At 51.4% G+C, this 21,873-nt stretch carries 19 protein-coding genes; 10 read left to right on the top strand and 9 right to left on the bottom strand.

Annotation, left to right across the window (positions count from 1 at the left end):
• Window positions 1-55: 55 nt before the first annotated feature.
• Window positions 56-1,141, bottom strand: coding sequence for a GTP-binding protein (locus LTAR_RS14685; protein ID WP_062423030.1), 1,086 nt, complete (start codon window positions 1,139-1,141; stop codon window positions 56-58).
• 268 nt (window positions 1,142-1,409) lie between these two features.
• On the opposite strand from LTAR_RS14685, the gene LTAR_RS16925 reads away from it, so the two are divergent.
• Complete coding sequence (locus LTAR_RS16925) at window positions 1,410-1,712, top strand: PTS sugar transporter subunit IIB (RefSeq protein ID WP_158423452.1); 303 nt, start codon at window positions 1,410-1,412, stop codon at window positions 1,710-1,712.
• Between the two features lie 53 nt (window positions 1,713-1,765).
• Here LTAR_RS16925 and LTAR_RS14675 read toward each other — a convergent pair whose 3' ends face one another.
• On the bottom strand, window positions 1,766-2,890 hold the full coding sequence (locus tag LTAR_RS14675) for a uroporphyrinogen decarboxylase family protein (RefSeq protein WP_062423028.1): 1,125 nt from the start codon (window positions 2,888-2,890) through the stop codon (window positions 1,766-1,768).
• A 126-nt stretch (window positions 2,891-3,016) separates the two neighbouring features.
• On the opposite strand from LTAR_RS14675, the gene LTAR_RS14670 reads away from it, so the two are divergent.
• The 4 genes from LTAR_RS14670 (at window position 3,017) to LTAR_RS14655 (ending at window position 7,316) form a co-directional block, all read left to right on the top strand.
• Window positions 3,017-5,791, top strand: a complete 2,775-nt coding sequence (locus LTAR_RS14670; protein ID WP_062423027.1) for a winged helix-turn-helix domain-containing protein — start codon at window positions 3,017-3,019, stop codon at window positions 5,789-5,791.
• 118 nt (window positions 5,792-5,909) lie between these two features.
• Complete coding sequence (locus LTAR_RS14665) at window positions 5,910-6,428, top strand: flavodoxin domain-containing protein (protein ID WP_081420013.1); 519 nt, start codon at window positions 5,910-5,912, stop codon at window positions 6,426-6,428.
• A gap of 3 nt (window positions 6,429-6,431) precedes the next feature.
• Window positions 6,432-6,653: a DUF8691 family protein gene (locus LTAR_RS14660; protein ID WP_062423025.1), complete on the top strand. Its 222-nt coding sequence runs from the start codon at window positions 6,432-6,434 to the stop codon at window positions 6,651-6,653.
• Between the two features lie 21 nt (window positions 6,654-6,674).
• Complete coding sequence (locus LTAR_RS14655; protein WP_062423024.1) at window positions 6,675-7,316, top strand: flavodoxin domain-containing protein; 642 nt, start codon at window positions 6,675-6,677, stop codon at window positions 7,314-7,316.
• 323 nt (window positions 7,317-7,639) lie between these two features.
• Here LTAR_RS14655 and LTAR_RS14650 read toward each other — a convergent pair whose 3' ends face one another.
• The 6 genes from LTAR_RS14650 to LTAR_RS17060 form a co-directional block, all read right to left on the bottom strand.
• Window positions 7,640-9,592: an alpha-amylase family glycosyl hydrolase gene (locus LTAR_RS14650; RefSeq protein ID WP_062423023.1), complete on the bottom strand. Its 1,953-nt coding sequence runs from the start codon at window positions 9,590-9,592 to the stop codon at window positions 7,640-7,642.
• A 10-nt stretch (window positions 9,593-9,602) separates the two neighbouring features.
• The gene (locus LTAR_RS14645) at window positions 9,603-10,712 is read right to left on the bottom strand and encodes a carbohydrate ABC transporter permease (protein ID WP_062423022.1); all 1,110 of its coding nucleotides are present in this window, start codon (window positions 10,710-10,712) and stop codon (window positions 9,603-9,605) included.
• Window positions 10,712-11,833 carry a carbohydrate ABC transporter permease gene (locus LTAR_RS14640; RefSeq protein WP_062423021.1) on the bottom strand — a complete coding sequence of 374 codons (1,122 nt, stop codon included), beginning with the start codon at window positions 11,831-11,833 and terminating at the stop codon, window positions 10,712-10,714. Before LTAR_RS14640 ends, LTAR_RS14645 begins: the two co-directional genes overlap by 1 nt.
• Window positions 11,834-12,044: 211 nt before the next feature.
• The gene (locus LTAR_RS14635) at window positions 12,045-13,331 is read right to left on the bottom strand and encodes an ABC transporter substrate-binding protein (protein WP_413784834.1); all 1,287 of its coding nucleotides are present in this window, start codon (window positions 13,329-13,331) and stop codon (window positions 12,045-12,047) included.
• Window positions 13,332-13,467: 136 nt separating this feature from the next.
• Window positions 13,468-14,472 (bottom strand): LacI family DNA-binding transcriptional regulator, encoded by a 1,005-nt coding sequence (locus LTAR_RS14630; protein ID WP_062423019.1) that lies wholly within the window; start codon window positions 14,470-14,472, stop codon window positions 13,468-13,470.
• A gap of 65 nt (window positions 14,473-14,537) precedes the next feature.
• Entirely contained in the window at window positions 14,538-14,804 is a 267-nt protein-coding gene (locus tag LTAR_RS17060) for a hypothetical protein (protein ID WP_139044584.1), read from the bottom strand.
• A gap of 99 nt (window positions 14,805-14,903) precedes the next feature.
• Here LTAR_RS17060 and LTAR_RS14625 point away from each other — a divergent pair, with 99 nt between their 5' ends.
• The 3 genes from LTAR_RS14625 to LTAR_RS14615 are packed head-to-tail and all read left to right on the top strand — an operon-like array spanning window position 14,904 to window position 18,106.
• Window positions 14,904-15,776, top strand: a complete 873-nt coding sequence (locus tag LTAR_RS14625) for an SDR family oxidoreductase (RefSeq protein ID WP_062423018.1) — start codon at window positions 14,904-14,906, stop codon at window positions 15,774-15,776.
• Between the two features lie 58 nt (window positions 15,777-15,834).
• Window positions 15,835-17,349, top strand: a complete 1,515-nt coding sequence (locus LTAR_RS14620; protein ID WP_062531861.1) for a DUF8728 domain-containing protein — start codon at window positions 15,835-15,837, stop codon at window positions 17,347-17,349.
• Window positions 17,350-17,386: 37 nt separating this feature from the next.
• A complete protein-coding gene (locus LTAR_RS14615; protein ID WP_062423120.1) occupies window positions 17,387-18,106 on the top strand; it encodes an HAD family hydrolase in 720 nt (239 codons plus the stop codon).
• Between the two features lie 814 nt (window positions 18,107-18,920).
• Here LTAR_RS14615 and LTAR_RS14610 read toward each other — a convergent pair.
• Window positions 18,921-19,472 carry an REP-associated tyrosine transposase gene (locus LTAR_RS14610; protein WP_062423016.1) on the bottom strand — a complete coding sequence of 184 codons (552 nt, stop codon included), beginning with the start codon at window positions 19,470-19,472 and terminating at the stop codon, window positions 18,921-18,923.
• Between the two features lie 43 nt (window positions 19,473-19,515).
• On the opposite strand from LTAR_RS14610, the gene LTAR_RS17575 reads away from it, so the two are divergent.
• Both LTAR_RS17575 and LTAR_RS14605 read left to right on the top strand, forming a co-directional pair.
• Window positions 19,516-19,650, top strand: coding sequence for a hypothetical protein (locus LTAR_RS17575; RefSeq protein ID WP_269079275.1), 135 nt, complete (start codon window positions 19,516-19,518; stop codon window positions 19,648-19,650).
• 752 nt (window positions 19,651-20,402) lie between these two features.
• Window positions 20,403-21,776 (top strand): NBR1-Ig-like domain-containing protein, encoded by a 1,374-nt coding sequence (locus LTAR_RS14605; protein ID WP_062423015.1) that lies wholly within the window; start codon window positions 20,403-20,405, stop codon window positions 21,774-21,776.
• Window positions 21,777-21,873 lie beyond the last annotated feature (97 nt).

The following is a 21,873-nucleotide window of genomic DNA, read 5'->3' as shown; positions in this document are numbered from 1 at the left end:
TCTCTCCCCATAAAACCGGATCCCGTAGATTCGCTCTGGAAACCACTTCCAGAAATTACGGCACCCGGCGTTTCGGTTTGGGGTACGGAAGGGTGAAGGCTTCAGTGTCTTTTTCCTGCACCTGCCCCTTTCCATTCACCGCCGCTTCCAGAGACCGGATGACCAGTTCCCGCAGCAGCGCCGGATCGGTTTCAGCGCGTGCATTAAGGAGGAGATTCAGCTCTTTGCCGTGCATATCGGGGATCTGCGCCCGCCAACCTGCCGTATCACCGGCCGTCAGGCTGACCCTTGATTCCGTGTGGCCGCACTTCAACATAATCTTAATATGCCCCACCCCGATGGAATGGTTATGCAATTCACGGTTCAAGCCCGCCACCCAGTCCACCATCAACTGACGCAGGTCTGTATACGACGTCATTGAAATTTGCAGCCGGCTGTCAAGCCAGCCAATCGCCGTCAGACTGGCGGCATAACGGTTGTAGTCAATCTGCAGGGAAGCCGGGGCTATGCCTTGCCGTGCCTGGTTGGATAGTTCGTCCAGCCAGGCATCCACTTGCAGCAGGTCCAGCGAATTCTGGAGGCGGATGGATTTCCCCGGGAATCGACTGCGGGCTGCCTCCATCGTCAAACGGGCTTTCTCCGGTGACACCAGATTGCGTTTGTTCAACACCAGCAATCCGGCTTCTTCGATCTGTTTGCTGTAAAGGTACATGACCGGCTCGCTGAATGGAGTTTCACGGCCGTCCAGCCAATCGGAGCAAAGGCGTGTATCAGCGAACACCGAGTAGGTAGCCTTGCTGCCGATGGTTTTTTCCAGCTCATGCAAGGGTTTGATCACCGTGGCCACCACATCGGCACAGGAACCCACCGCTTCGGCAAAGACCACATCAGGCTGCACGGTGTGAACCAGACGGTCGAGCTTGCTGTTCAGGTCATCATAGTTGCAGCAAAAACAACCGCCGGTTACCTGCACGGCCGGGATTTTCAGCATGTCATAGAAGGCGGTATCCACCAGGTATTTCCCCTGGTCATTGGTGATCACACCGGCCGTCAATTTGCGGGCGGCCAGCGATTTGCAGGCCGTAGCAATGGCTGTCGATTTGCCGCTTCCCAGAAATCCCCCGACCACATGTAGCTGCATGGTTATCTCCCCGATGAATCATTTTGATGCAAATCCAATAATTATGACAAAATTGTACCGCAACCGCCCGTCTGATCAGACCATTCAATAATATCCAGTGTAACAAATATCCATGAAATTTAAGTTGCCGGGTGATGTTTCTGTGACTTTCATCTCTTCGTTTATTCCTATAATGAATAAAGCAACATGTATTTGTTACTTAGTGTCTATACGCAATATCAGAACATCATCTTATTCACAGTTATTTGGTAGAAAAGAGGACACTGGTATGAAGATCGTATGCATGTGCGGTATGGGTGTCGGCAGCAGTTTACTGGTAAAGATGGGGATTGAGAGAGTTCTCGCCCGCCACGGCTATAATGAACGCGATTTCGAATATGAACAGGCAGACCTGCAAACCGGCCGAGGGATCGCCAATTTCAGCGACTTGATCGTCACCACGCCAGCCTTCGAATCATCGCTGGATAAAAACGGCACACCCTATGTGCTGATCAATAACCTGTTCAGTGAGAAAGAAATCGAAGAAAAACTGATCCCGGTTGTGGAACAGATTTTGCAGAAAAAACAATAGAACCGGTTTGTCCGGTTCTATTGTACAGGAAACAAGATTCTCCCTGCCCCGCCTTACCGCAGGGAAGGATCATACATGGCCAGAACATTTTCCAGCGGAGTATCACCCTGCAGGTGATGTGAAGGCGCCAGAATGTAGCCTCCGTCATGCCCGAGGATGTTCACCAGGTCTTTCACACCCTGCCGCACATCCTCAACCGTCCCCTTTGGCAGCAGGTTGACAATATCCACCCCGCCGTGAAAACTGAGCCTGTCGCCAAACTTTTCCTTGAGGCTGGCGGCAGACATATCTCTGGCATTTACCTGAATGGGATTCAACAGCGTAACTCCCAGATCTATCAGGTCAGGAATCAGCTTGATGATAGAGCCGTCGCAATGGTACATCACCGGCAGGTTGTATGACCGCGCCGCCTCAAGCAGTTTTTCCTGCCGGGGTTTAATGATCCGCCGGTAGGCCGCCGGACTCATCAGCAGGTTTTCCATACTGGCCAGGTCATCGTAGTAGTACACCATATCCAGCCGGCCGCCAGATGCCCTGACAGCAGCATCCAGGTTGGCCAGATGCACTTCGAGAATGCGGTCCATCAAATAACCCGGTATGTCGGGTGATTCCGCCAGGTCTATCAGTGTTTGCTCGAATCCGCGCAGTGACCAGGCGGTCTCAAACAGTGAACCGATACGGTAGCGGATGTGAACTTCCCCGGCAGAGTCCAGCTCTTTAATTTCCGCCGATAATCCCGAAAAATCAAACCAATCCGGCGACGGCCATTCATAGGCGGCCAGATCCGCAATCGAATCAGCTTTGGCAAGCGGATATTCCGCCAGTTCCTCATAGACACCGAATGGATTCTCCGCCAACCGGCGGCAGGCACCCCAGATGTCCATCAGACGGTCATTTTTTCGCAGCCGGTAGACCCGCTCCGTGGTGGTACAGGCCGGATGGTCCGTCCAGTCAACCACCCCGCCGGCGGTTACCCGCTCCGGCGGAATGGCATATGAATCATAAGAAACCCGGCGGCAATCCACCTGCAAAGCCCGGAGGACTTCCTCGCGGTTGTGCACATTAAAATGTGCCATCAATTTGTCCCAGATGGATGGGACGGCCAACAGGTCAACCGGCGTACGGTCAGGCTGCCGGTGACTTAATGCGGTCAGAACACGGTTTCGGCTGGTTGTCATGATATTGATTGTAGCCCGGCAGCGGCGAGTTCACCACCATTTTGGCCTGATCATTTGGTCATCCGGGCCAACAGGCGAAAACAGGATCGCACATTGTTTCCGGTTTAATTTTGTATAATCAGACCAGTGAATCCTCAAATAAATGAAATAGCCAGTCTGATACCTGTTTCCACAAAGCTCTACCGACCCGCCCTTCAACCCGGGCGGGTGGTGCGCGACCGACTGATCCGCCGATTAAATGAGGGATTACAGGACGGCCGCCCATTGACTCTGGTATCCGCTCCGGCAGGTTTTGGGAAGACCACCTGCGTCGTCGAGTGGCTGCAAACGGTTGACCGCCCGGTTACGTGGCTTTCTCTGGATGCGTCAGATGATGATCCACGAAATTTTCTCTATTACCTGGTGTCTGCTCTGCAGGCGGTTAAAGCTTCGATCGGCACCGGTTTGGGAAATTTTCAGGCCATCGAAACCCTTCCTCCGGCACTGCACATTGCTTCGATTCTACAGAGAGATATACTTACCTGTGAAAAACCATTTCTTCTGGTGCTGGATGATTTTCACCTGATCCAGAATAATTTCTTGATGGACGTGCTGGAAAATTTGATCTCACGTCAGCCGCCCAATCTCCACCTGGTAGTCATCACGCGGGAAGACCCATTGCTTCCCCTTTCGCGCCACCGCGCCAATAACCAGATCACAGAAATCCGTGCAGATGACCTGCGGTTTACCCGGCAGGAAACCGGAGCTTTCTTTCACGAAATGATGGAGTTGCCTCTATCGGTGGACGAAGTAAATTCACTGGAAGATCGGACGGAAGGATGGGTCGCCGGACTTCAGCTTGTAGGGCTCTCTCTGCGCGGTCAAACCGAACCCGGCAGGATCATCCATTCATTGGGAGGCAGCAAACGGTTCATTTTAAGCTATCTGACCGAAGAAGTGCTCAACCGTCAGACGGAAGAAATTCAGTCTTTCTTATTAAGAATAGCCATCCTTGAGCGATTAAACGGTGATCTGTGCAATGCACTTACCGGCCGGATCGATGGTCAAGCCCTGTTGCAGCACCTGTTCTCCACCAATCTGTTCCTGGTTCAACTGGACGATGAACAGCACTGGTTCCGGTTTCATCACCTGTTCGCCGAATTTCTGCGAAACCAGCAAAACCGTCTACCGCCCGAAGAAGTGGCCAGCCTGCACCGGCGCGCCAGCCAATGGTATGAAAACAACAATATGCTTCAGGAAGCCATCCAGCATGCCCTGGTTGTGCAAGATTATGCTCGTGTTATGGATCTGCTGGAAAAATCGGCGCCCGAAATGATGCTGTACGGGTATGCCCGCCGTCTGGACGATTGGTTGAAACTGATTCCGGCAGAATGGCATAGTCGAAGTCCAAAAACGAACCTGTCATTTGCCTGGATGTATCTGCTCCGCGGAAAATATGCCCTGGTGGAAGAATACCTTGGTATAACTGATTCCGCCATTTCTGCCCTTGAAAATTCTGACGGTCATTCCTCCAGAGAAGCTGTCAAATTGCGGGCCGAATGGTCTGCCCTGCAATCCAACCTCCTGCAATCCATAAAAGGAAAAGTGGATCAAGCCCGGCTGATGGCCGAAAAGGCACTGGAGTTATGCAGGGAAGAGGATAGCTACATCCGGGGAGTGGCATACCTGGGACTGGGGAGTTCCTACCGCCAACTGGGTGAATTTCAAAAAGCTGTGGATGCCTACCAGCAGTCTATGTATTTCAGCCGGCTCAAAGGGAGTATGGTTTCTGAAATACTGGCAGCCTCATATCTCAGTATGATGGGTATACAGTACGGCCGGTTGCAATTTGCCGCCCGGGTGGCAAGTCAGGTCATTGAACGGGTGGAAGCAATTGGTGATAAACAGATACCCATTCTGGGGGCCATTCATTCATCCCTGGGGAGCGTCTATTATGATTGGAACCGGTTGGAGGATGCCCGCCGGGAATTGGAAAAGTGTATTACTTTAAGCACGTTATCAGGCCACAATGCCACTCTGATCGCCGGAAAAGCCGCCCTGTGCCGCATCTTTCTTGCTGAAGGCGACCTGCAAGCAGCGCGGGAGGTTTTTCGCGAAGCAGCTGACCTGATTCCGTTTGGGGTTCCGCAATGGTACCTCCCTGATCTTCTTTACCTTCAGGTTGACCTTGCCCTGGCAGAAAATGACGATCTTTCCGCCGAAATGTTGATCCATCCATACCAGAGACGCCTCGAAGACCGTCCCATCCACCCGGATGAAAACGTTTTTCTGGCAGCGCTCAAACTGGCCATTTACCGGGCTCAACACACCCCGGCCGGAGAGAGGCATTCTTCTGCTGACCTTGCCTCCGCCATGTCATTGGCAGACAGTCTGATGGCTGAAACATCAGCGGCCCAACGCAACGGCTTCTATCTGCATGCCTGCCTGTTGCGTGCCATCCTGCACAGCCTTGCCGGGCAGTCCGAGTCTGCGATGGATGATTTAGACCGGGCGGTCGATCTGGCCGAACCGGAAGGGTATCGCCAGGTATTTCTGGAAGAACAGGCAGTGATTTCCCCGCTTCTAAAACGACTGGTCTCTTTAGAATCAGGAGACCCCCAGAAACGGGCATTTGTCGAATCGCTCGTAAACCTCTGTCGTCCCGTCAACGAAGCAGCTCAGGTTGTGCCGCATCCGTCCAACCTGACACAATCGGTTGATGAACATGATGTACTCACCATCCGCGAATTGGATGTGCTGCGACTGATCGCGGCCGGTTTGACCTATGAGGAAACGGCTGAAAGACTCTTTATCAGCAAAAACACCGTGAGATTCTTTGTGAAAGAAATCTACCGGAAACTGGGAGTTGATAACCGCATGAACGCCGTTGACTATGCCCGTCAGCGGGGATGGTTATCATAAAGGTTCCCTTTTTAAAACTACATTCCTTTCCCTGAAAAAACTACATCTTGATGTAGCCCGCCCTCCGACAGAGACTCGTAAGATTCCAGTATCAAATCTGTATGAGTAAATCGGAGAAATGATGTCAAGGAAAATATTAATAACTTATGCTACAAAAGCCGGTTCGACAAAAAAAGTTGCCGCCCGCATGGCAGAACTGGCTTCTCAACACGGCTTTTCCGCCGACCTGCTGCCGGTTTCAGCCGTCAAATCCATTGATTCTTATGATACAGTCGTGCTCGGCAGTGCCGTCCGGATGGGACGTGTATTGCCGGAAGCACAGTCTTTTGTGGAGAAAAATCAGGCTGGTTTAAAACAAAAAGAGTTCGATACCTTTGCGCTGTGCATGACCCTTTCAACGGTCAACGAAGAGAACCTGAAAAAATCCAATGCCTTCCTCGATCCGATCAAAATGGTGGTGGAACCGGCGCATGCGGCCGTCTTTCCCGGGGAAATCAACCTGAAATCCCTGGGTTGGCTGGATCGAAAGATTATCGGTATGGTCAAATCTCAGGTGGGCGATTTTCAGGACTGGATTGCCATGGAAACATGGATGGAAAGTGTCCTCCAGTCTGATTCACCCAGTGTACGGGCATAAAGCGTGGACGATGTTCGCAGGTACCGCGTTCTGATCCCCGGCGAACTTCGGGCGGCTGATATCGATGCGTTTTGCGTTCCGGGGTATCAGATCAAGCCGGAGGACGGCGGCAACACCGGCCTGTATTTTCAAACAGACCAGGCCGGGATGATCGGTTTGATCCGCCACCTTCATGGGATCGGTCTGGTATTGCTTTCAATTGAAATCTTATCTCAGGAAAATTGAGAATTATCCAAAGGAGGAAAAATGGCAGAGAATAATTCACGACGTAAATTTCTAAAAACTGGATGCCTCACAGCATTGGCCGTAGGTGTGACGGTATGCGGAGGCGGGGCGCTGATAGCCAATATCAAACCCAAAATTGACCTGCCCCAGGTGACATCCCCAGATTCTGGTTCCGGCAAACGGGTCCTGATCGCGTATGCCACCAAAGCGGGTTCCACAGCAGAAACAGCCGCCCGCATGGCAGAAACCCTAACCAAAAAGGGATTGTCTGTCGATGTGCTGCCCATCGACAGAGTAAACGATATTTCACCATATGAGACCGTCATCGCCGGCAGCGCCATTCGCATGGGGAATGTGCTGCCCGAATTTAAGACATTTATTGAAGCCAACAAGGCAGCTCTGGAGAAAAAGACCTTTGGCCTATTCATCATGTGCCTGACCTTAAAGGAAACGGATGAAGCATCCCGAAAGAAAGCAGATACCTTCCTTGATCCGATTCGCGCCATTATTAAACCGAACAGCGAAGGCCAGTTTGCCGGCGTGATGAATCCGGATAACCTGACGTTGATGGACCGCACCATTGCCGTCACCATGATGAAATCTCCGGTCGGCGATTTCCGTGATTGGAATCAGATCGATGGTTGGGTGGATGCCCTGGCCTGACAAAGGTCAATAATCGGTTCTACCCTGCTTCTACCGGTGCCCTGCCCTCACATTCCCCCGGTAGAAGCAGGCCGAAATATTACCCCTTTCCCATCCATCGAACCTCACCGCCTGCTTCTACCCTACGTAAAAAAAACGACACCTGTGTAGGGTAGAAGCAACCGGAATACATCTTATCTATTCACAACCAACCCGTCTCCGGTTGCTTCTACCGGTGCCCTGCCCTAAACCTGACCCCGGTAGAAGCAGGCCGAAATATTACCCCTTTTCCATCCATCGAACCCCGCCGCCTGCTTCTACCCTGCACAGGGTAAATAGAAAAACTAGGCCACCAACAGGCAGATAAATTGATAGGGACTCATCTGAAAATCCACCGGAGGAAACGGGTTGCCGGATAGAAGGTCTGTATACAGGTAACCAAGCCCATACAACCGCAGCAGGTTGGCCGGAACAGGCTGTTCGTGCTCGCTGAAATTGGCCAATATCAACGCCCGCTGATCATCCCCAATTCGCAGAAACCCAAACACATGCGGATTCCCTGTATCGATGATTTCTGTCTGATGGCCGGCAAACACTGAATTGTTCTTGCGGATTTCGACCAATTTCTTCAAACCGGTAAATACCCGCCCGGTGGGTGTAGATGTATTATTGCGGTCTTCGGTTTTTTTCCAATCAAACGACGGACGATGCACCCAGCGGCTGTCCTGTACTTTATGCGGATCGTTCCTGAAGGCATAATCATTGATGGTGGCCAACTCATCACCCAGATAGATCAATGGGATGCCACCGATGGTCATGATAATAGAATGAATCAACAGGATGCGTTTGACGGCCAGGTCAATCGCTTCTTGATTTTGCTCTGCCTCAGCCTGTTCCAAACCGGCCAGCGAAGCGCATGTCCCCGAAATACGGCAGTCACCTGTTTTGGGATTTTCCTGAAAAGGCAGTCCGCGGGCAAAGGAGCCCTCAAACCGGCCGGTATAAAAATCGTTCAAGAAACGTCGGTGATCATACCCGTTCATCCCCAGGTGACCGGCATCTTCGTCAGAAAAGGTCCAGCCGATATCATCATGGCAGCGGACGTAGTTCACCCAGGCACAGGCTGGATCGATGGCAAAACGCCCGCGCATCGAAGCCGTCAGCAAACTCACCTTGCGGGTAGCCAGGCTTTCCCACAGAAGAGCCATCAGAAGCGGATTATAGGAGAGTTGACATTCACGAGGCTTGATATACCTCGCCACCTCATCAGGGTGCACAATGGCTTCTGATTTAAACAACATGGCCGGCGCAGCAATCCGGGCACAGGCGTTGAAAGCCTGAATTAATAAATGCGCCTGGGGCAGGTTCTCGCAGGAAGTCCCCATTTGTTTCCAGATAAATGCTACGGCATCCAGACGCAAAATTTCCACCCCGGCATTGGCCAGACCAAGCATCTCTTGAGCCATGGCAATAAAAACTTCCGGATTAGCATAGTTGAGATCCCATTGATACGAATGGAATGTTGTCCAGACCCAGCGTTTGACATCAGGGAACCAGGTGAAAGCCCCCGGGTGTTCGTCTGGGAAGATTTCACGCAGGGTGCGCTCGTAAGCATCGGGTTTTGATCGGTCAGGGAACATGTAATAATATTGCTGGAATAATGGATCTCCCGACCGGGCTTTAAGCGCCCACTCGTGTTCGTGCGATGTATGGTTGAAGACAAAATCCAATACCAGACTGATCCCATTTTCCCGCAATTTCGCAGCCAGGTCCGTCAATTCCTGCATAGAGCCAATATCTGGATTTACATCCCGGTAGCTGCTGATGGCATAACCACCGTCATTTTCGCCAGCCGGACACTTAAAAAGCGGCATCAAATGTAAATACGTGAGACCTAACTCTTTGAAATAAGGGATCCTGGACATCACTCCAGACAGATCGCCGGAAAAGAGATCGACATAGCAGACACCGCCTATCTGCCGGTTGGACTGGAACCACATTGGTTCCGTCTGGCGAAGACGATCAAGATGTTTAAGATCCGCCGGGCGGCGGCACCAGCTTTCTGCCAGTGCTACCAGCAGTGACTCAAGATGATAATAAAAATCATACTGATCGCCGTAAACCTGTATCAGGGCGTTAAACAGAGCATTAAAATTGCCCGTCAACTGGCGGGTAAATCGTTCCCAGTCTTCCGGAAAACTCTGACGGTATTCTCCGAAGGCGGCTTCTACTCGCGGAAACAGCCGGGCAAAGGTCCGCTCGGCTGCATCCAAAGGAAAGGAGGAAGGATCAGGCATTAACCTGAATTTATCCCTTTACTGAGCCTGCCATCAAGCCGCGTACAAAGTACCGCTGCAGGGCAAAGAAGATGACCAGCGGCAGGACCATACTGATGAAAGCGCCAGATGTGAGCAGGTGCCAGTCTGCACCTTTTTCGCCCACCATGGCCGCCAGCGCCACCGTGACCACGCGATTCTTGTCACCCAGGAAGACCAGAGCCACCAGGTAGTCATTCCAGACCCACAGAAACTGGAAAATGGCGAATGAAGCCAGCGCCGGCACAGACAGGGGGAAGATCAACTGGGTGAAGATGGTGAAGTTCGACGCCCCGTCAATAAAAGCAGATTCAAGGATGTCTCGCGGGATGGTGGAAATATAGTTAAACAAGAGGTAGATAGCCAACGGTAGACCAAAGCCCGTGTGCGCCAGCCACATGGCCATATAGGTACCGTTCAGGCCCAACACAGTGTAATCTTGAAGAATAGGAACCAGCGCCAATTGCAAAGGAACCACGAGCAGCGCCACCACCAGGGTAAAGAAAAACTTGCGGCCGGGAAAGTTTATCCACGCAAAGCCATAGGCAGCAAAAGCAGCAATCAAAATGGGGATGATGGTGGAAGGCACAGTCACCGCAATAGAGTTCAGGAACGCCGCGCTAAAATTACTGCCCTTGCGAATAATGGTATTTCCTTCGGCATCCTTGTAACTGATATCCTGTCCGGTAATTACGTTCTTGTAGTTATCCAGTGTCAAATTGGCACCGAACCAGATCCATTTTGATTCCTGCACATGCAGGGTGCGGGTGCGTTTATTGCCATACCAGGTGATGATGCGTTTATCGGGCATGGTGACGCCCTGCCGCCATTCGGCGAAGGTATGGGTAACCCCGTCGATGGTGATAGGGCCGTTTACATCCACATCTGGCGCAATTTTGATCTCACCGGCATCCACCACACCCCTGTGGGGAAGAACCGTCCACCAGCCGGTTGTAAAGATATCGCGGCTGTCTCGGAACGAGGTGACCAGAACGCCGATGGTCGGGATGGTCCACAGGAGGCAGATCAAAATGAGGACGCCGTTGACAATGATATTGGAGGTGCGTTGTTGACCTGATTTACTTGCAGTTCTGGCAGCCATTAGAACGCCTTCCTTTCGCGGAATTGCCGCAGGTTGTAGACCATCACCGGAATAACGGCAATCAAGAGCACAATGGCGATGGCGGAGGCACGTCCGGGGCTGTTATACGTAAACCTTTCAATATAAAACTCGTTGGCAATCACATTGGTTCCGTTGTTACCGCCGGTCATCACGCGTACGATATCAAACAGCTTGAGACTGAAGATCAAAATGGTGGTTGTAACAGTAATGATCGTCCCCTGAATATAAGGAATGGTGATCTTGAAGAAGGCCTGCACTTCGGAAGCGCCGTCAACCCGCGCGGCTTCCAGCAATTCGGCCGGAATGCCCTTGATGGCAGAAGAGAGCAGTACCATGGCATAACCGGTCTGCATCCATACCATGATGACGATCAACAGAAAATTATTCCACGGCGGGTTAAGCAGCCAGGCCTGGGCCTGTCCGCCACAGGCCACAACAATGGCATTTAGCAGGCCGATTTCCTGAATTCCCACCCCTTCACCTTTGTAGGCGTACACAAATTTCCAGATGACACCTGAACCGACGAATGAAATGGCCATCGGCAGGAAAATGATCGATTTATAGATCGATTCATATTTGGTGCGGTCGGCCAGTACGGCAATCAACAGGCCGAGCACCACGCACACGCTGGTACCCACTATCATCCACAACAGGTTATTGCGGAAGGCTTCGAGCATGATGCGGTCGGTGAACGCATATTTATAATTTTCCAATCCGACGAATTTTGTGCTTGTTTCATCCAGAAGTGACAGGTAGAGAGTGCGGAGGACAGGAAGCGCGAGAAACCAGCCAAGCAGGGCAAGCCCGGGGCCTACAAATACGAATGGCTGGATTCGCCGTACCCAACTGCCGGGAAGTTTCTCAACCAGCCAATTGGTAACATAGAAGAGCAGGGCTACGCCTCCAACCCCCCAGATAATGGCGATTGTCGCGATCACCAGCTTGGGTGCGTCTGAATCACGCAAAAAAATGTATCCCTGCCACAGGATGACGAAAGTTAAGATGGGAACGATCAGGGATACCAGAATTCGCCCAAGGTTCGCACCGATCCAGGTTAATGGACCGGTTTTACCGTTTGGTATCTCGTTGGGATTTTGCATGCCTGCCTCCTGTTTAGTTCGGAATTACAGTAGGTAGAATAGGTCGCGTAGTTTGGAATGAAAGAAAAGGGATAAGTTCAGTATAGCAAAAGTGAGTGAACGCGGCCGGCCAGCATAAGGGATAAAACAAAAAAAATCAGGGGGATTTTGGGGACAGGGAAAAATCCTTCCCTGTCCCCGACGAAATTGTTTACATCAACCGCTCAAACGATTATTTCGGCCAGGAGGCGTCAATATCTTTGAGGGCGGTATCCAGATCAATGGAACCGCTGACGTAGGAGGTCATTTCTTTCCAGAAGGAACCAGCACCCACGGCACCCGGCATCAGGTCTGAACCATCAAAGCGGACGGAGGTGGCATCCATGATCATCTTGGCAATACCACGGTCCACATCATTGGTGTACCATTCCAGTTTGGAGTCTTTGTGCGGAGAGATGGCGCCACCGGCTTTTACCCAACCCTCAACAGAAGCACCGGTCGAGAAGTATTCCATGACGGCGCGGACTTCGGGGCGGTCATTGAACATGGCGTAGATGTCGCCAGCGACCAGAACGGGGCTGCCGTACTTGGGATCAATTCCGGGCAGATAGAAGAAGTCATAATCCACACCAGCTTTAGCTTCCTTGGGGAAGAAGGTGGTGATGAAGTTGCCCTGCTTGTGCAGCCAGCACTTCGGAGGATTCTCGAACATGGGTTTGGGGGCATCACCGAAGGCGGTGGTGGCGATGGCTTTGCGGCCGCCGTACACATTGCCTTCACCGAACCACAGGTCAGAGACTTTCTGGACGGCATTCTTGACTTCGGGGGAGCTGAATTTCAGTTCGCCTTTTACCCACTTGTCATAGTTCTCAAGTGAGGTGGTGCGCAGCATGAACTCTTCGATCCAGTCGGTCATGGCCCAACCAGTGGCAGCGCCGGATTCAATACCAACGCACCAGGGGGTGTCACCATCTTTTTTGATCTGTTCGGTCAGAGCCATCAGTTCGTCCCAGGTCTTTGGCACTTTGTAACCGGCTTCATCGAAGGCTTTCTTGGGATACCAGACAGCGGATTTGCCATTCACACGGCCCCAGACACCGGCCAGAACCTTGCCATTAGGTCCATCCATGGTTCCCATATCGATCCAGGATTGGATGTAATTGGCTTTCAATTTGTCCAGATCCATTACCTTGTTCAGGTCAACAACTTTGCCTTTTTTGACAAACGTAGCCAGCAAACCAGGCTGCGGGAAATCTACGATATCGGGGGGATTGTTGCCTTCAATGGCGATGCCGATGGAGGCTTCGAATTCCTTGGAACCGGAATACTGAATATCAATACCGGTCTTGGATTCGAAATCTTTCATAGAATCATCAAATTTGACGGCATCATTGTCGGTGAAAGGACCGGCCATGGTGACCACTTTGCCTTTGAACTTACCGGCAAAAGCATCTGCCAATTCGGTGCCCTGTTTCTGGGCTGCTACAGGAGCGACCGGCGCGAAGACGGCCAGAACCATAGTAGCAATGATAAGACTGCTGATAACCATTGCAATGCGCTTCATACTTTTCTCCTTAAGGATTTGTTGATAGTTTCCCACTACACATCTCAGGATTACAGATTAAGAATGCGCCTGACGAAACAACCACCTCCTCTCATGCTGTGCCTCTTTCTATGATTTCCAGAGGCAGTTTGGATATCTGTACCGGGCGACCCGGATTGTTTAGACGCGAAAGCAGCATCTCGACAGCAATCTGTCCAGATTCGTCTAGATGCTGCCGGATGGTTGTCAGATTAAAGTATTCAGCCATATCCAGGTCATCAAACCCGATGACGGCAAGATCTTCAGGGATTTTCAGGTCTAATTGCCTGGCGGCCTGGATGATGGATATTGCCTGCAAATCGGTGGCTGCAAAGATCGCCAAGGGGAGTTCCTGATTCTGAAGAAACTGCACAGCCTGTTCGCGAGTCTTGTTAATATCATACGGCGCAATTAAAATTTGGCAATCCGGCAATTTTGCCCCCAACCGGGTCAATTCTTTCCGAAAACCGTTCAGGCGCAACGAAATAGGATGGATACCATATTCGGCTGTGGAAGTATCGCCTACAAAGGCGAAACGACGCAGCCCTTTTTTGTAGAAGTATCCGGCAGCTTGCTTACCGCCATCTTCGTTATCGATTTCTACACTGCAAAGCAGGTCATGCGGATATTCGACCAGCACAGTTTCCAGGTGATAATCCAGCAGACGCTGCACATAATGGTCAGTGAGTTCCAGTGAAAGGATGATCAACCCATCCAGATTGCCCGTCAGGGGAAGGGTATCAAGATAACTGTTCAGGTGTTTGCTGTTGGTGACCGTGTAAATCACCAGTTCATATGGGGTAGGCCCCAGTGCCGCCGCCACCCCGCGCAAACGTTGAACGAATGAAGGTGCGGTGAAGAACGGGGTAATCACTCCAATACGCCGCTGCGTACGAATGGCGCGGGCGCGGGCATCTGCTTTGGGGACAAAACCGAGCGCATCGATGGCTTCCAGAACGGCTGCGCGGGTTTCAGGTTTGACTTTTTCCAGGTTGTTGATCACCCGGGATACTGTGGCAATGCTGACATGCGCAGCCGTGGCGACATCGTAGATAGTTGGGGTCAAGTTCTTTGTCAAAGTGTTATCCGAGTTATACCTGAATATACTTTTATGAAAGGACTTACATAGTATATAGTACAGATTTAATAAGGCAGAGTCAATAGGCAATTTGTCATTGACATGTCACAGGAATTAGAAACCGGCGATTGTGTTTTTGCGTAGGGTAGAAGCAGGCGGTGCAATTGTATGAATGGTAAACGGCCACCATTTCCGCCTGCTTCTACCGGGGGCATGTAAAGGCAGGCATCGTGCGCAAATGTCGGCAGGGCACCGGTAGAAGCAACCGGTGACGGAGCATCTATTAATAGACGAGATGTGTTCCGGTTCCTTCTACCCTGCGTAAATTCCATTATTTTCGCATGGTATTTTTCGGATCGGTTTATTTGGTATGATTAATTCAACTTTCTCATTGTTAATCTGCTCTACCTTTTTTCCACAGGAGAAACCCCATGAAAATCGCTGTTACCGGTGCCCAGGGTCTTCTGGGTGAAGAATTTATCCGTACTTTGGGGACGGAACACACCATGCTGCCGCTCCCATCTCACCGCGAACTTGACCTGGTGGACTTCCACGCCACCCGAAAATGGCTGCTGGATGCCCATCCGGATGTCATCATCCACACGGCAGCCAACCGCGATCCGGATCCGTGTGAAAAGGATCCCGACCTGGCCTGGACGTCAAACACTCTGGTGACCTACAACGTGGTCAATGCCGCCCGCGAATTGAATGCCGTTTTTGTACATGCCTCCTCTGACAGCGTTTTTCCGGGCGACCGCGACGAACCCTACCATGAATTCGACGAAGCCATCAACCCGCCAAACATCTACGGGCAGACGAAACTTGCCTCTGAAAAACTGGTGCTCCAATACCTGCCCAAACACTTCAACCTGCGCCTGCCGCTGCTTATCGGCCGCACCGGCGGACCGACCCGCAACAATCTGCTGAAGGTCAGGCATACGGCCATGTCAGGTCAGAAGGTCGTGGCGGCCGGAGACGCCGTCTCCACTGTGTGCTCGGTGAGAGATGTCGCCCGCTCTGTGGCCATCATGCTCAAAACACCGTTTTATGGAACCTACCATTTTGCCAATGCGGGCGAAATTTCCCGGGCGGGAATCCTTCAGGCTTTCCTGAAAGCCATCGGAATGGACCCAGACTGGGTGACGGTCAGTTCGATCAGTGAAATGAAAAAGCCGGCCAAGCGCAACCATCACATCTGCCTCACCAGCAAACTGCTTCAACCTGTATTCGGCATCACACTCCAGCCGCTTCAATCTGCCCTCGATGAAGTTGTCGCCGACATGAAGGCTGACGGTACCATCTAGCATACTGTCGAATAAATTGATCTCATCCCCGTGGTTCGAAATCCCGTCAAAAGGCGGCATGCGAAAATACATCCCTGTACTCATCCTCCTGCTGGCGCTGACCGCCCGCCTGATCCCCGGACCGCGGGTGATTGACGATGCCTACATCACTTTTCGGTATGCCCGCAACCTGATCGAAGGCCAGGGTCTGGTGTACAACCCCGGCGAACGCGTACTGGGAACAACCACTCCCCTGTTCAGTCTGATCATGGCCGGTTTCGGTATAGTTGGTGGGGAACAAACTCCGTATCCGTGGCTTGCCCTTGTGGTTTCCGCCGCGGCTGACTGCCTGACCTGCCTTCTTTTGCTGCACCTCGGCAGAATCACCTCGTTTGAAAAAGCCGGGCTGGCAGCTGCCTTCATCTGGGCGATCCATCCGTATGCCGTCACATTTGCCATTGGCGGGATGGAAACCAGCCTGTTTGTATTTCTACTCATGGCATCAGGCACAGCCCATGCAGAGAAACGCCGCATACCGGCCGCCCTGTGTGCCTCGCTGGCCTTCATCACCCGGCCGGATGCCGCCATTCTGATCGGGTTTCTCGTGCTGGACCGCCTGTGGGGTATTCTCCGCCGCAAAGAAGAATGGCCTGCCTTCACGGAATGGCTGGCATTGCTTTTGCCGGCCGCTGGCTGGTACGCCTTTGCCTGGTTGTATTACGGCTCTCCTCTACCGCATTCCATCACGGCCAAAATGGCCGCCTACCGGCTGGGAGAAAACGCCGCCTTCATCCGCCTGGTGCAACACTATGCGCAACCGTTCATGGGCAACCGGCTGACCGGTCCCATCGGGATCGGGCTGGGACTGGTGTTCTTCCCGGTGTTTTTCATGCTGGGTGCCCGGCCATTCCTCAAAAAGCTGCCCGCCGCCTGGCCGCTGGTGCTCTACCCCTGGGTGTATCTGGTCGTCTTCTCCCTTCCCAATCCACTGATCTTCCGCTGGTACCTTACCCCTCCCCTGCCCATGCTGATGCTGGTCATCTTGATCGGCATCGAGCGGATCATCAACGGGCTGGCTTTTCTGCAGAAATCCCCGGCGAGCCAAAAATTGGTCAGCATCGTCTGTCTTTTTCTTCTCCCGTTTTGTTCCATTGCCAGCGAGTGGGTGGCCGTTCCAGATCACGGTAACCGCACTCCCTGCCCCGATATGGCCTGGACGAAACTGGAGGATTTATATTCGCAGGCGGCGGATGTTGTTTTGCAAGATTACCGCCCCGGTGATGTGGTGGCTGCCGGAGATGTGGGGGTGCTGGGATGGAAAACCCGCGCGCCTATTCTGGATCTGGTCGGGTTGAATTCACCCGTCACCGGAAAGTATTATCCTCTTCCGGCGGAAGACTACGTTATTAACTACGCCGTTCCGTCTGACCTGATATTGGATGAAAAGCCGGCATATGTGGTGATCCTTGAAGTGTACGGCCGCCTGACCCTGCTGAAAGATGAACGCTTTGGCGCGCAATACCATTTGCTGGAAAAGATTCCCACCGACTTCTACGGTTCAGATGGACTGCTGGTATACGAAGTCAACCGTTGAGGTAACCATACCCGCTGTATCAGAATGTGTGTCAACCATGATCCAAGATATTAAAGCCATTCTCCTTGATTCCGGCCGGGTAATGAACCGACCGGCAACCGGTCACTGGTTCATACCGCCGAATTTCTTCCAGTTCATTCATCCGGATAATTTTGAGAAAATCCGCGATATTGAAAAGAATGCCGCCTTTGCCCAGGCAGCCGAACAATTGACGTTCTACCCGCTGGTGCGGACAAAAGAAGAAGAATTTAACGTTTTTATGGAGTATTACCGGATTTTCTTTATGAGCATTCCCCGCCTGAAGGCCACCAACGAACAGGTGGAAGGGATCGCCCGCGATCTCGTCTACAATCCGGAAAAATATGAGTTCATTCCAGACGCGTTGGATACGATCCCCCGCCTGGCAAAATCGTATAAGCTGGCTATTGTGTCAGATGCCTGGCCTTCGCTGGAAGATGTTTACACCCATGCCGGAATGCGCGATTATTTTTCGGCGTTCATCCTCTCGTCACAAATCGGGGTGAACAAACCGGACCCGTTTATTTACCATGCCGCCCTTGATGCGCTGGGGGTGAATCCGCAAGAAGCGCTTTTTGTGGATGATAATCCCAAAAATTGTGACGGCGCCCGTCAACTGGGAATTCACACCGCATTATTATGCCGCGATAGAACAGAGTATTACCTTATGCGTCTCATCCGCCGGAATCACCCTGTAATTCACAGTCTTTCAGATTTACCGGGATTGCTGAAATCGTAAAATCGATTTTTACCAAAATTCACAGGTCATTTTATACCACCCGGTTGATTTAAACGCGTCCTGGGGCTTCCTGTGAGGCGTTTTTTGACCCTGCCAGAGTGGAAATAGCCAGCCCTGTCCACCTGGATCACAATTACCAGGTGTCTGTGATGGGAATAACGGGGTAATATCAGATCGAAAAACAACCTGACAGGTTTAGAGAGACATAGGGTGGGATCGCTTTTGATCCCACCAAACCATTATTCACCCTGGTACTTGTCCATTAATCGTATTCCGCGAGTGTGTGGTGGGTTGACCGCACAACCAGCCTGGCAGGAATATGCCGAACAGACGGGATATCCGTCAAACCGTTCAACCCACCCTATCGATATGATGAAACGGTCGAATTTTTAAGACATAGGGTGGGATCGCTTTTGATCCCACCAAACCATTATTCACCCAGGTACTTGTCCATTAATCGTATGTCGGCAGTGTGTGGTGGGTTGACCGCACAACCAGCCTGGCAGGAACATGCCGAACAGACGGGATATCCGTCAAACCGTTCAACCCACCCTATCGATAGGTATAAAACGGTCGAATTTTTAAGACATAGGGTGGGATCGCTTTTGATCCCACCAAACCATTATTCACCCTGGTACTTGTCCATTAATCGTATTCCGCGAGTGTGTGGTGGGTTGACCGCACAACCAGCCTGGCAGGAACATGCCGAACAGACGGGATATCTGTCAAACCGTTCAACCCACCCTATCAATAGGTATGAAACGGTCGAATTTTTAAGACATACGGTGGGATCGCTTTTGATCCCACCAAACCATTATTCACCCAGGTCTTTGTCCATTAATCGTATATCAGCCTTGCCACCCCAATCTGACGAATATATTCCTTTTTTTCTATATCCATTAAATGTTGACCACGGCCATTCTGAAACCTGATGCACCAATCTGTGTTTCAGTGGATTGATATGGATGTAATCGATATGATTGTTCAGGTCGTCCTGATCAAGAATAAGATGAGCCCAATACCGACGCTGCCAGATAGCCGCTTCACCCTGAAAAATGCGTGACTCGTTTCGTACACCCCCCGGACCAACTTCTCGCAAATACTCTCTGGTAAAAATCCGTTTAATCTCTTTCCATCGCATCGGGTAATCGGCATCTTCTTCGGGCATTTTCCAGATGACATGAATATGCTCTGGCAGCAAACATAAAGCAATGGTTTCGAATGGATGACACGATTGTACATTCACCCAGGCGGAATGAAGAATATCCCGGCATTGTTGAGATAAAAAAAGCGGTTGCCGGTTATATGTGACGACGGTAAAGAAATAGGTTCCTCCCGGTTGCATAATGCGGCGGTATTCAGGCATGATTAATTGTATGCATAAATTTTGACTGGAGAGTACACATAGGATGGGATCGCTTTCGATCCCACATTACCCCATTGTTCACTCGGCAATCCGGTGGGTTGACCGCACAACCGCCCGGGTGAAAGTATTTCAAAAAGACGGGATATCCGTCAAACCGTTCAACTCACCCTATCGATAAAAATGCAACGGTCAAATTTTTAGGGCACAACATGGGGTGGGATCGCTTTTGATCCCACCAAACCATTATTCATACATGTCCTTGTCCATTAATCGTATTCCGCGAGTGTGTGGTGGGTTGACCGCACAACCGCCCGGGCAGGAGCATTTCGAACGGACAGGAGATCTGTCAATGCGTTCAACCCACCCTATCGATAAAAATGCAACGGTCAAATTTTTAGGGCACAACATGGGGTGGGATCGCTTTTGATCCCACCAAACCATTATTCATACATGTCCTTGTCCATTAATCGTATTCCGCGAGTGTGTGGTGGGTTGACCGCACTACCTGCCTGGCAGGAACATGCCGAATGGACGGGATATCTGTCAAACCGTTCAACCCACCCTATCGATAGGTATAAAACGGTCGAATTTTTAAGACATAGGGTGGGATCGCTTTTGATCCCACCAAACCATTATTCACTCAATACGGTGGGTTGACCGCACAACCGCCCGGGTGAAAGTATTTCGAATGGACGGGATATCTATCAATGCGTTCAACCCACCCTATCGATAAAAATGCAACGGTAAAAATATTTAAGCAAACCGTTTAGTTCGGTTTCGATGAAAATAGTACAATGGAAAAGGTTATCCTGAAATCTGACCGGACTATCGGTATATGAGTGGGATTTTATTCACAGGCGAATTTTCAGGTAACTGATGTGATATCCACGAATCAGGCAGCTGGTATTTCACTGATTGAGAGAGGCGATTATGAATACGGCTTCAGCCAGAAAAGTGTTATCCATTCTCTTTATCGGAACCATCATCGGAGGCCTGCTTTCCGGCTTCAACCTGCCCGGTGAGTATGAGAATGGGCATCCTGTGGGTTATCCTGACCAGAGGAACCAGACCGATTCCACTCCCACTCCCACACCCACAGTCGAAGCCCCCACCCGCTATTTCATGCAATATGACGATATCTCTTTTTACTACATCTCTTCCGTAGCCAGCAAAGTAACCGGTTCGACACTGGATAAGAACCTGGATGTCAACAACCCCATTACCCCGAAATTGGACCAGTTTGAATTCCAGAATTATGCCGCCATTTCTCAACTGAAACCCCGGATTACAGTTTTCGCCCTGCAGGATCTTAAAGATCTGGGCGGTGAATCCGTCAACCGGCAGGCAGACAAATTGAAACAATTGCTCAGTTCACTAACGGCCAACCCGGCCGGTGACCTGCCCATGCTGCTGGGCGAACCGGCCGTCCAGCTGATGCGTGCCAACCTGGAATCTGTCAAATTCCAGAACGGCAGCGGGATTCGGTACATTACCCAGTACGGCGAACAACCCTGGCCGTTCGACAACAGCCGGCTCTTTTACACGTATCAGGGATTGACGGATGACGGCGCCTATTACGTCAGTGCGGTGCTGCCGGTCAACCATGCAGCCCTGGAAGGGGACGACGGCCTGGCCCGTATGCAGGAAGATTATGGCCAGTTCCAGTCCAATTACCCGGCCTATATTGATTACATCCAGAAACAGTTGAATGCTGAACAGCCGAATTCCTTCTCCCCCAGTCTGGCTTCGTTGGACGCCATGATTAAGAGTCTGGTCATTGAGAAAAAGGCGCCGGCCGCAGGCAAACCCACCATCCAGCCGACTGTTACCGTAACGAACTCTCCATCCGGCTGTACGAATCTGGCGGGGTTTGTCGCCGATATTACCGTGCCAGACAATACCACATTTGAGCCGGGAGCTGCTTTTAAAAAGGTATGGCGCCTGAAGAATATCGGCACCTGCACCTGGACCACAGATTACCGGCTTGTGTTCCTGTCTGGCGATGCCATGGGGGCACAGGCGGCCTCCAAATTAACAAATGCCAGCGTGCCACCTAACGGCAATCTGGATGTGTCCGTCTCATTGACGGCACCGGAAAATCCTGGATCGTATCAGGGCTATTTTAAGATGCGGGCTCCCGGCGGTGCGGTTTTTGGAATTCAGCCGAATGGAAGTAATGCCTTCTGGGTGTTGATCAATGTTGCACTCCCGGAGGAAGGGGAAACACCTTCTGCGCCGCTCAAACCCATCAAACCCAAATTGACTCTGATTGTGCCAACAAAACTGGTTCCAATTAAACCTTAAAAACAATATGACAGGCAGGTAAGGGCAAAGTATCCGGAGTAAAGTAAACCTCTTCAGACAGGTCTCATTCCGGATGCTTTGCCCCTATGAAGGGTTA

Source organism: Leptolinea tardivitalis, assembly GCF_001050275.1.
GTDB classification, from domain to species: domain Bacteria; phylum Chloroflexota; class Anaerolineae; order Anaerolineales; family Anaerolineaceae; genus Leptolinea; species Leptolinea tardivitalis.
The sequence above is the reverse complement of the archived record's forward strand: the minus strand, read 5'-3'. Positions and strand labels throughout refer to the sequence as shown.

Coding starts and splice junctions, on each gene's coding strand:
- LTAR_RS14685 (WP_062423030.1), bottom strand. CDS start 1,141: ATGCAGCTACATGTGGTCGGGGGATTTCTGGGAAGCGGCAAATCGACA.
- LTAR_RS16925 (WP_158423452.1), top strand. CDS start 1,410: ATGAAGATCGTATGCATGTGCGGTATGGGTGTCGGCAGCAGTTTACTG.
- LTAR_RS14675 (WP_062423028.1), bottom strand. CDS start 2,890: ATGACAACCAGCCGAAACCGTGTTCTGACCGCATTAAGTCACCGGCAG.
- LTAR_RS14665 (WP_081420013.1), top strand. CDS start 5,910: ATGATGTCAAGGAAAATATTAATAACTTATGCTACAAAAGCCGGTTCG.
- LTAR_RS14655 (WP_062423024.1), top strand. CDS start 6,675: ATGGCAGAGAATAATTCACGACGTAAATTTCTAAAAACTGGATGCCTC.
- LTAR_RS14650 (WP_062423023.1), bottom strand. CDS start 9,592: ATGCCTGATCCTTCCTCCTTTCCTTTGGATGCAGCCGAGCGGACCTTT.
- LTAR_RS14645 (WP_062423022.1), bottom strand. CDS start 10,712: ATGGCTGCCAGAACTGCAAGTAAATCAGGTCAACAACGCACCTCCAAT.
- LTAR_RS14640 (WP_062423021.1), bottom strand. CDS start 11,833: ATGCAAAATCCCAACGAGATACCAAACGGTAAAACCGGTCCATTAACC.
- LTAR_RS14635 (WP_413784834.1), bottom strand. CDS start 13,331: ATGGTTCTGGCCGTCTTCGCGCCGGTCGCTCCTGTAGCAGCCCAGAAA.
- LTAR_RS17060 (WP_139044584.1), bottom strand. CDS start 14,804: ATGGAATTTACGCAGGGTAGAAGGAACCGGAACACATCTCGTCTATTA.
- LTAR_RS14625 (WP_062423018.1), top strand. CDS start 14,904: ATGAAAATCGCTGTTACCGGTGCCCAGGGTCTTCTGGGTGAAGAATTT.
- LTAR_RS14620 (WP_062531861.1), top strand. CDS start 15,835: ATGCGAAAATACATCCCTGTACTCATCCTCCTGCTGGCGCTGACCGCC.
- LTAR_RS14615 (WP_062423120.1), top strand. CDS start 17,387: ATGATCCAAGATATTAAAGCCATTCTCCTTGATTCCGGCCGGGTAATG.
- LTAR_RS14610 (WP_062423016.1), bottom strand. CDS start 19,472: ATGCCTGAATACCGCCGCATTATGCAACCGGGAGGAACCTATTTCTTT.
- LTAR_RS17575 (WP_269079275.1), top strand. CDS start 19,516: ATGGGATCGCTTTCGATCCCACATTACCCCATTGTTCACTCGGCAATC.
- LTAR_RS14605 (WP_062423015.1), top strand. CDS start 20,403: ATGAATACGGCTTCAGCCAGAAAAGTGTTATCCATTCTCTTTATCGGA.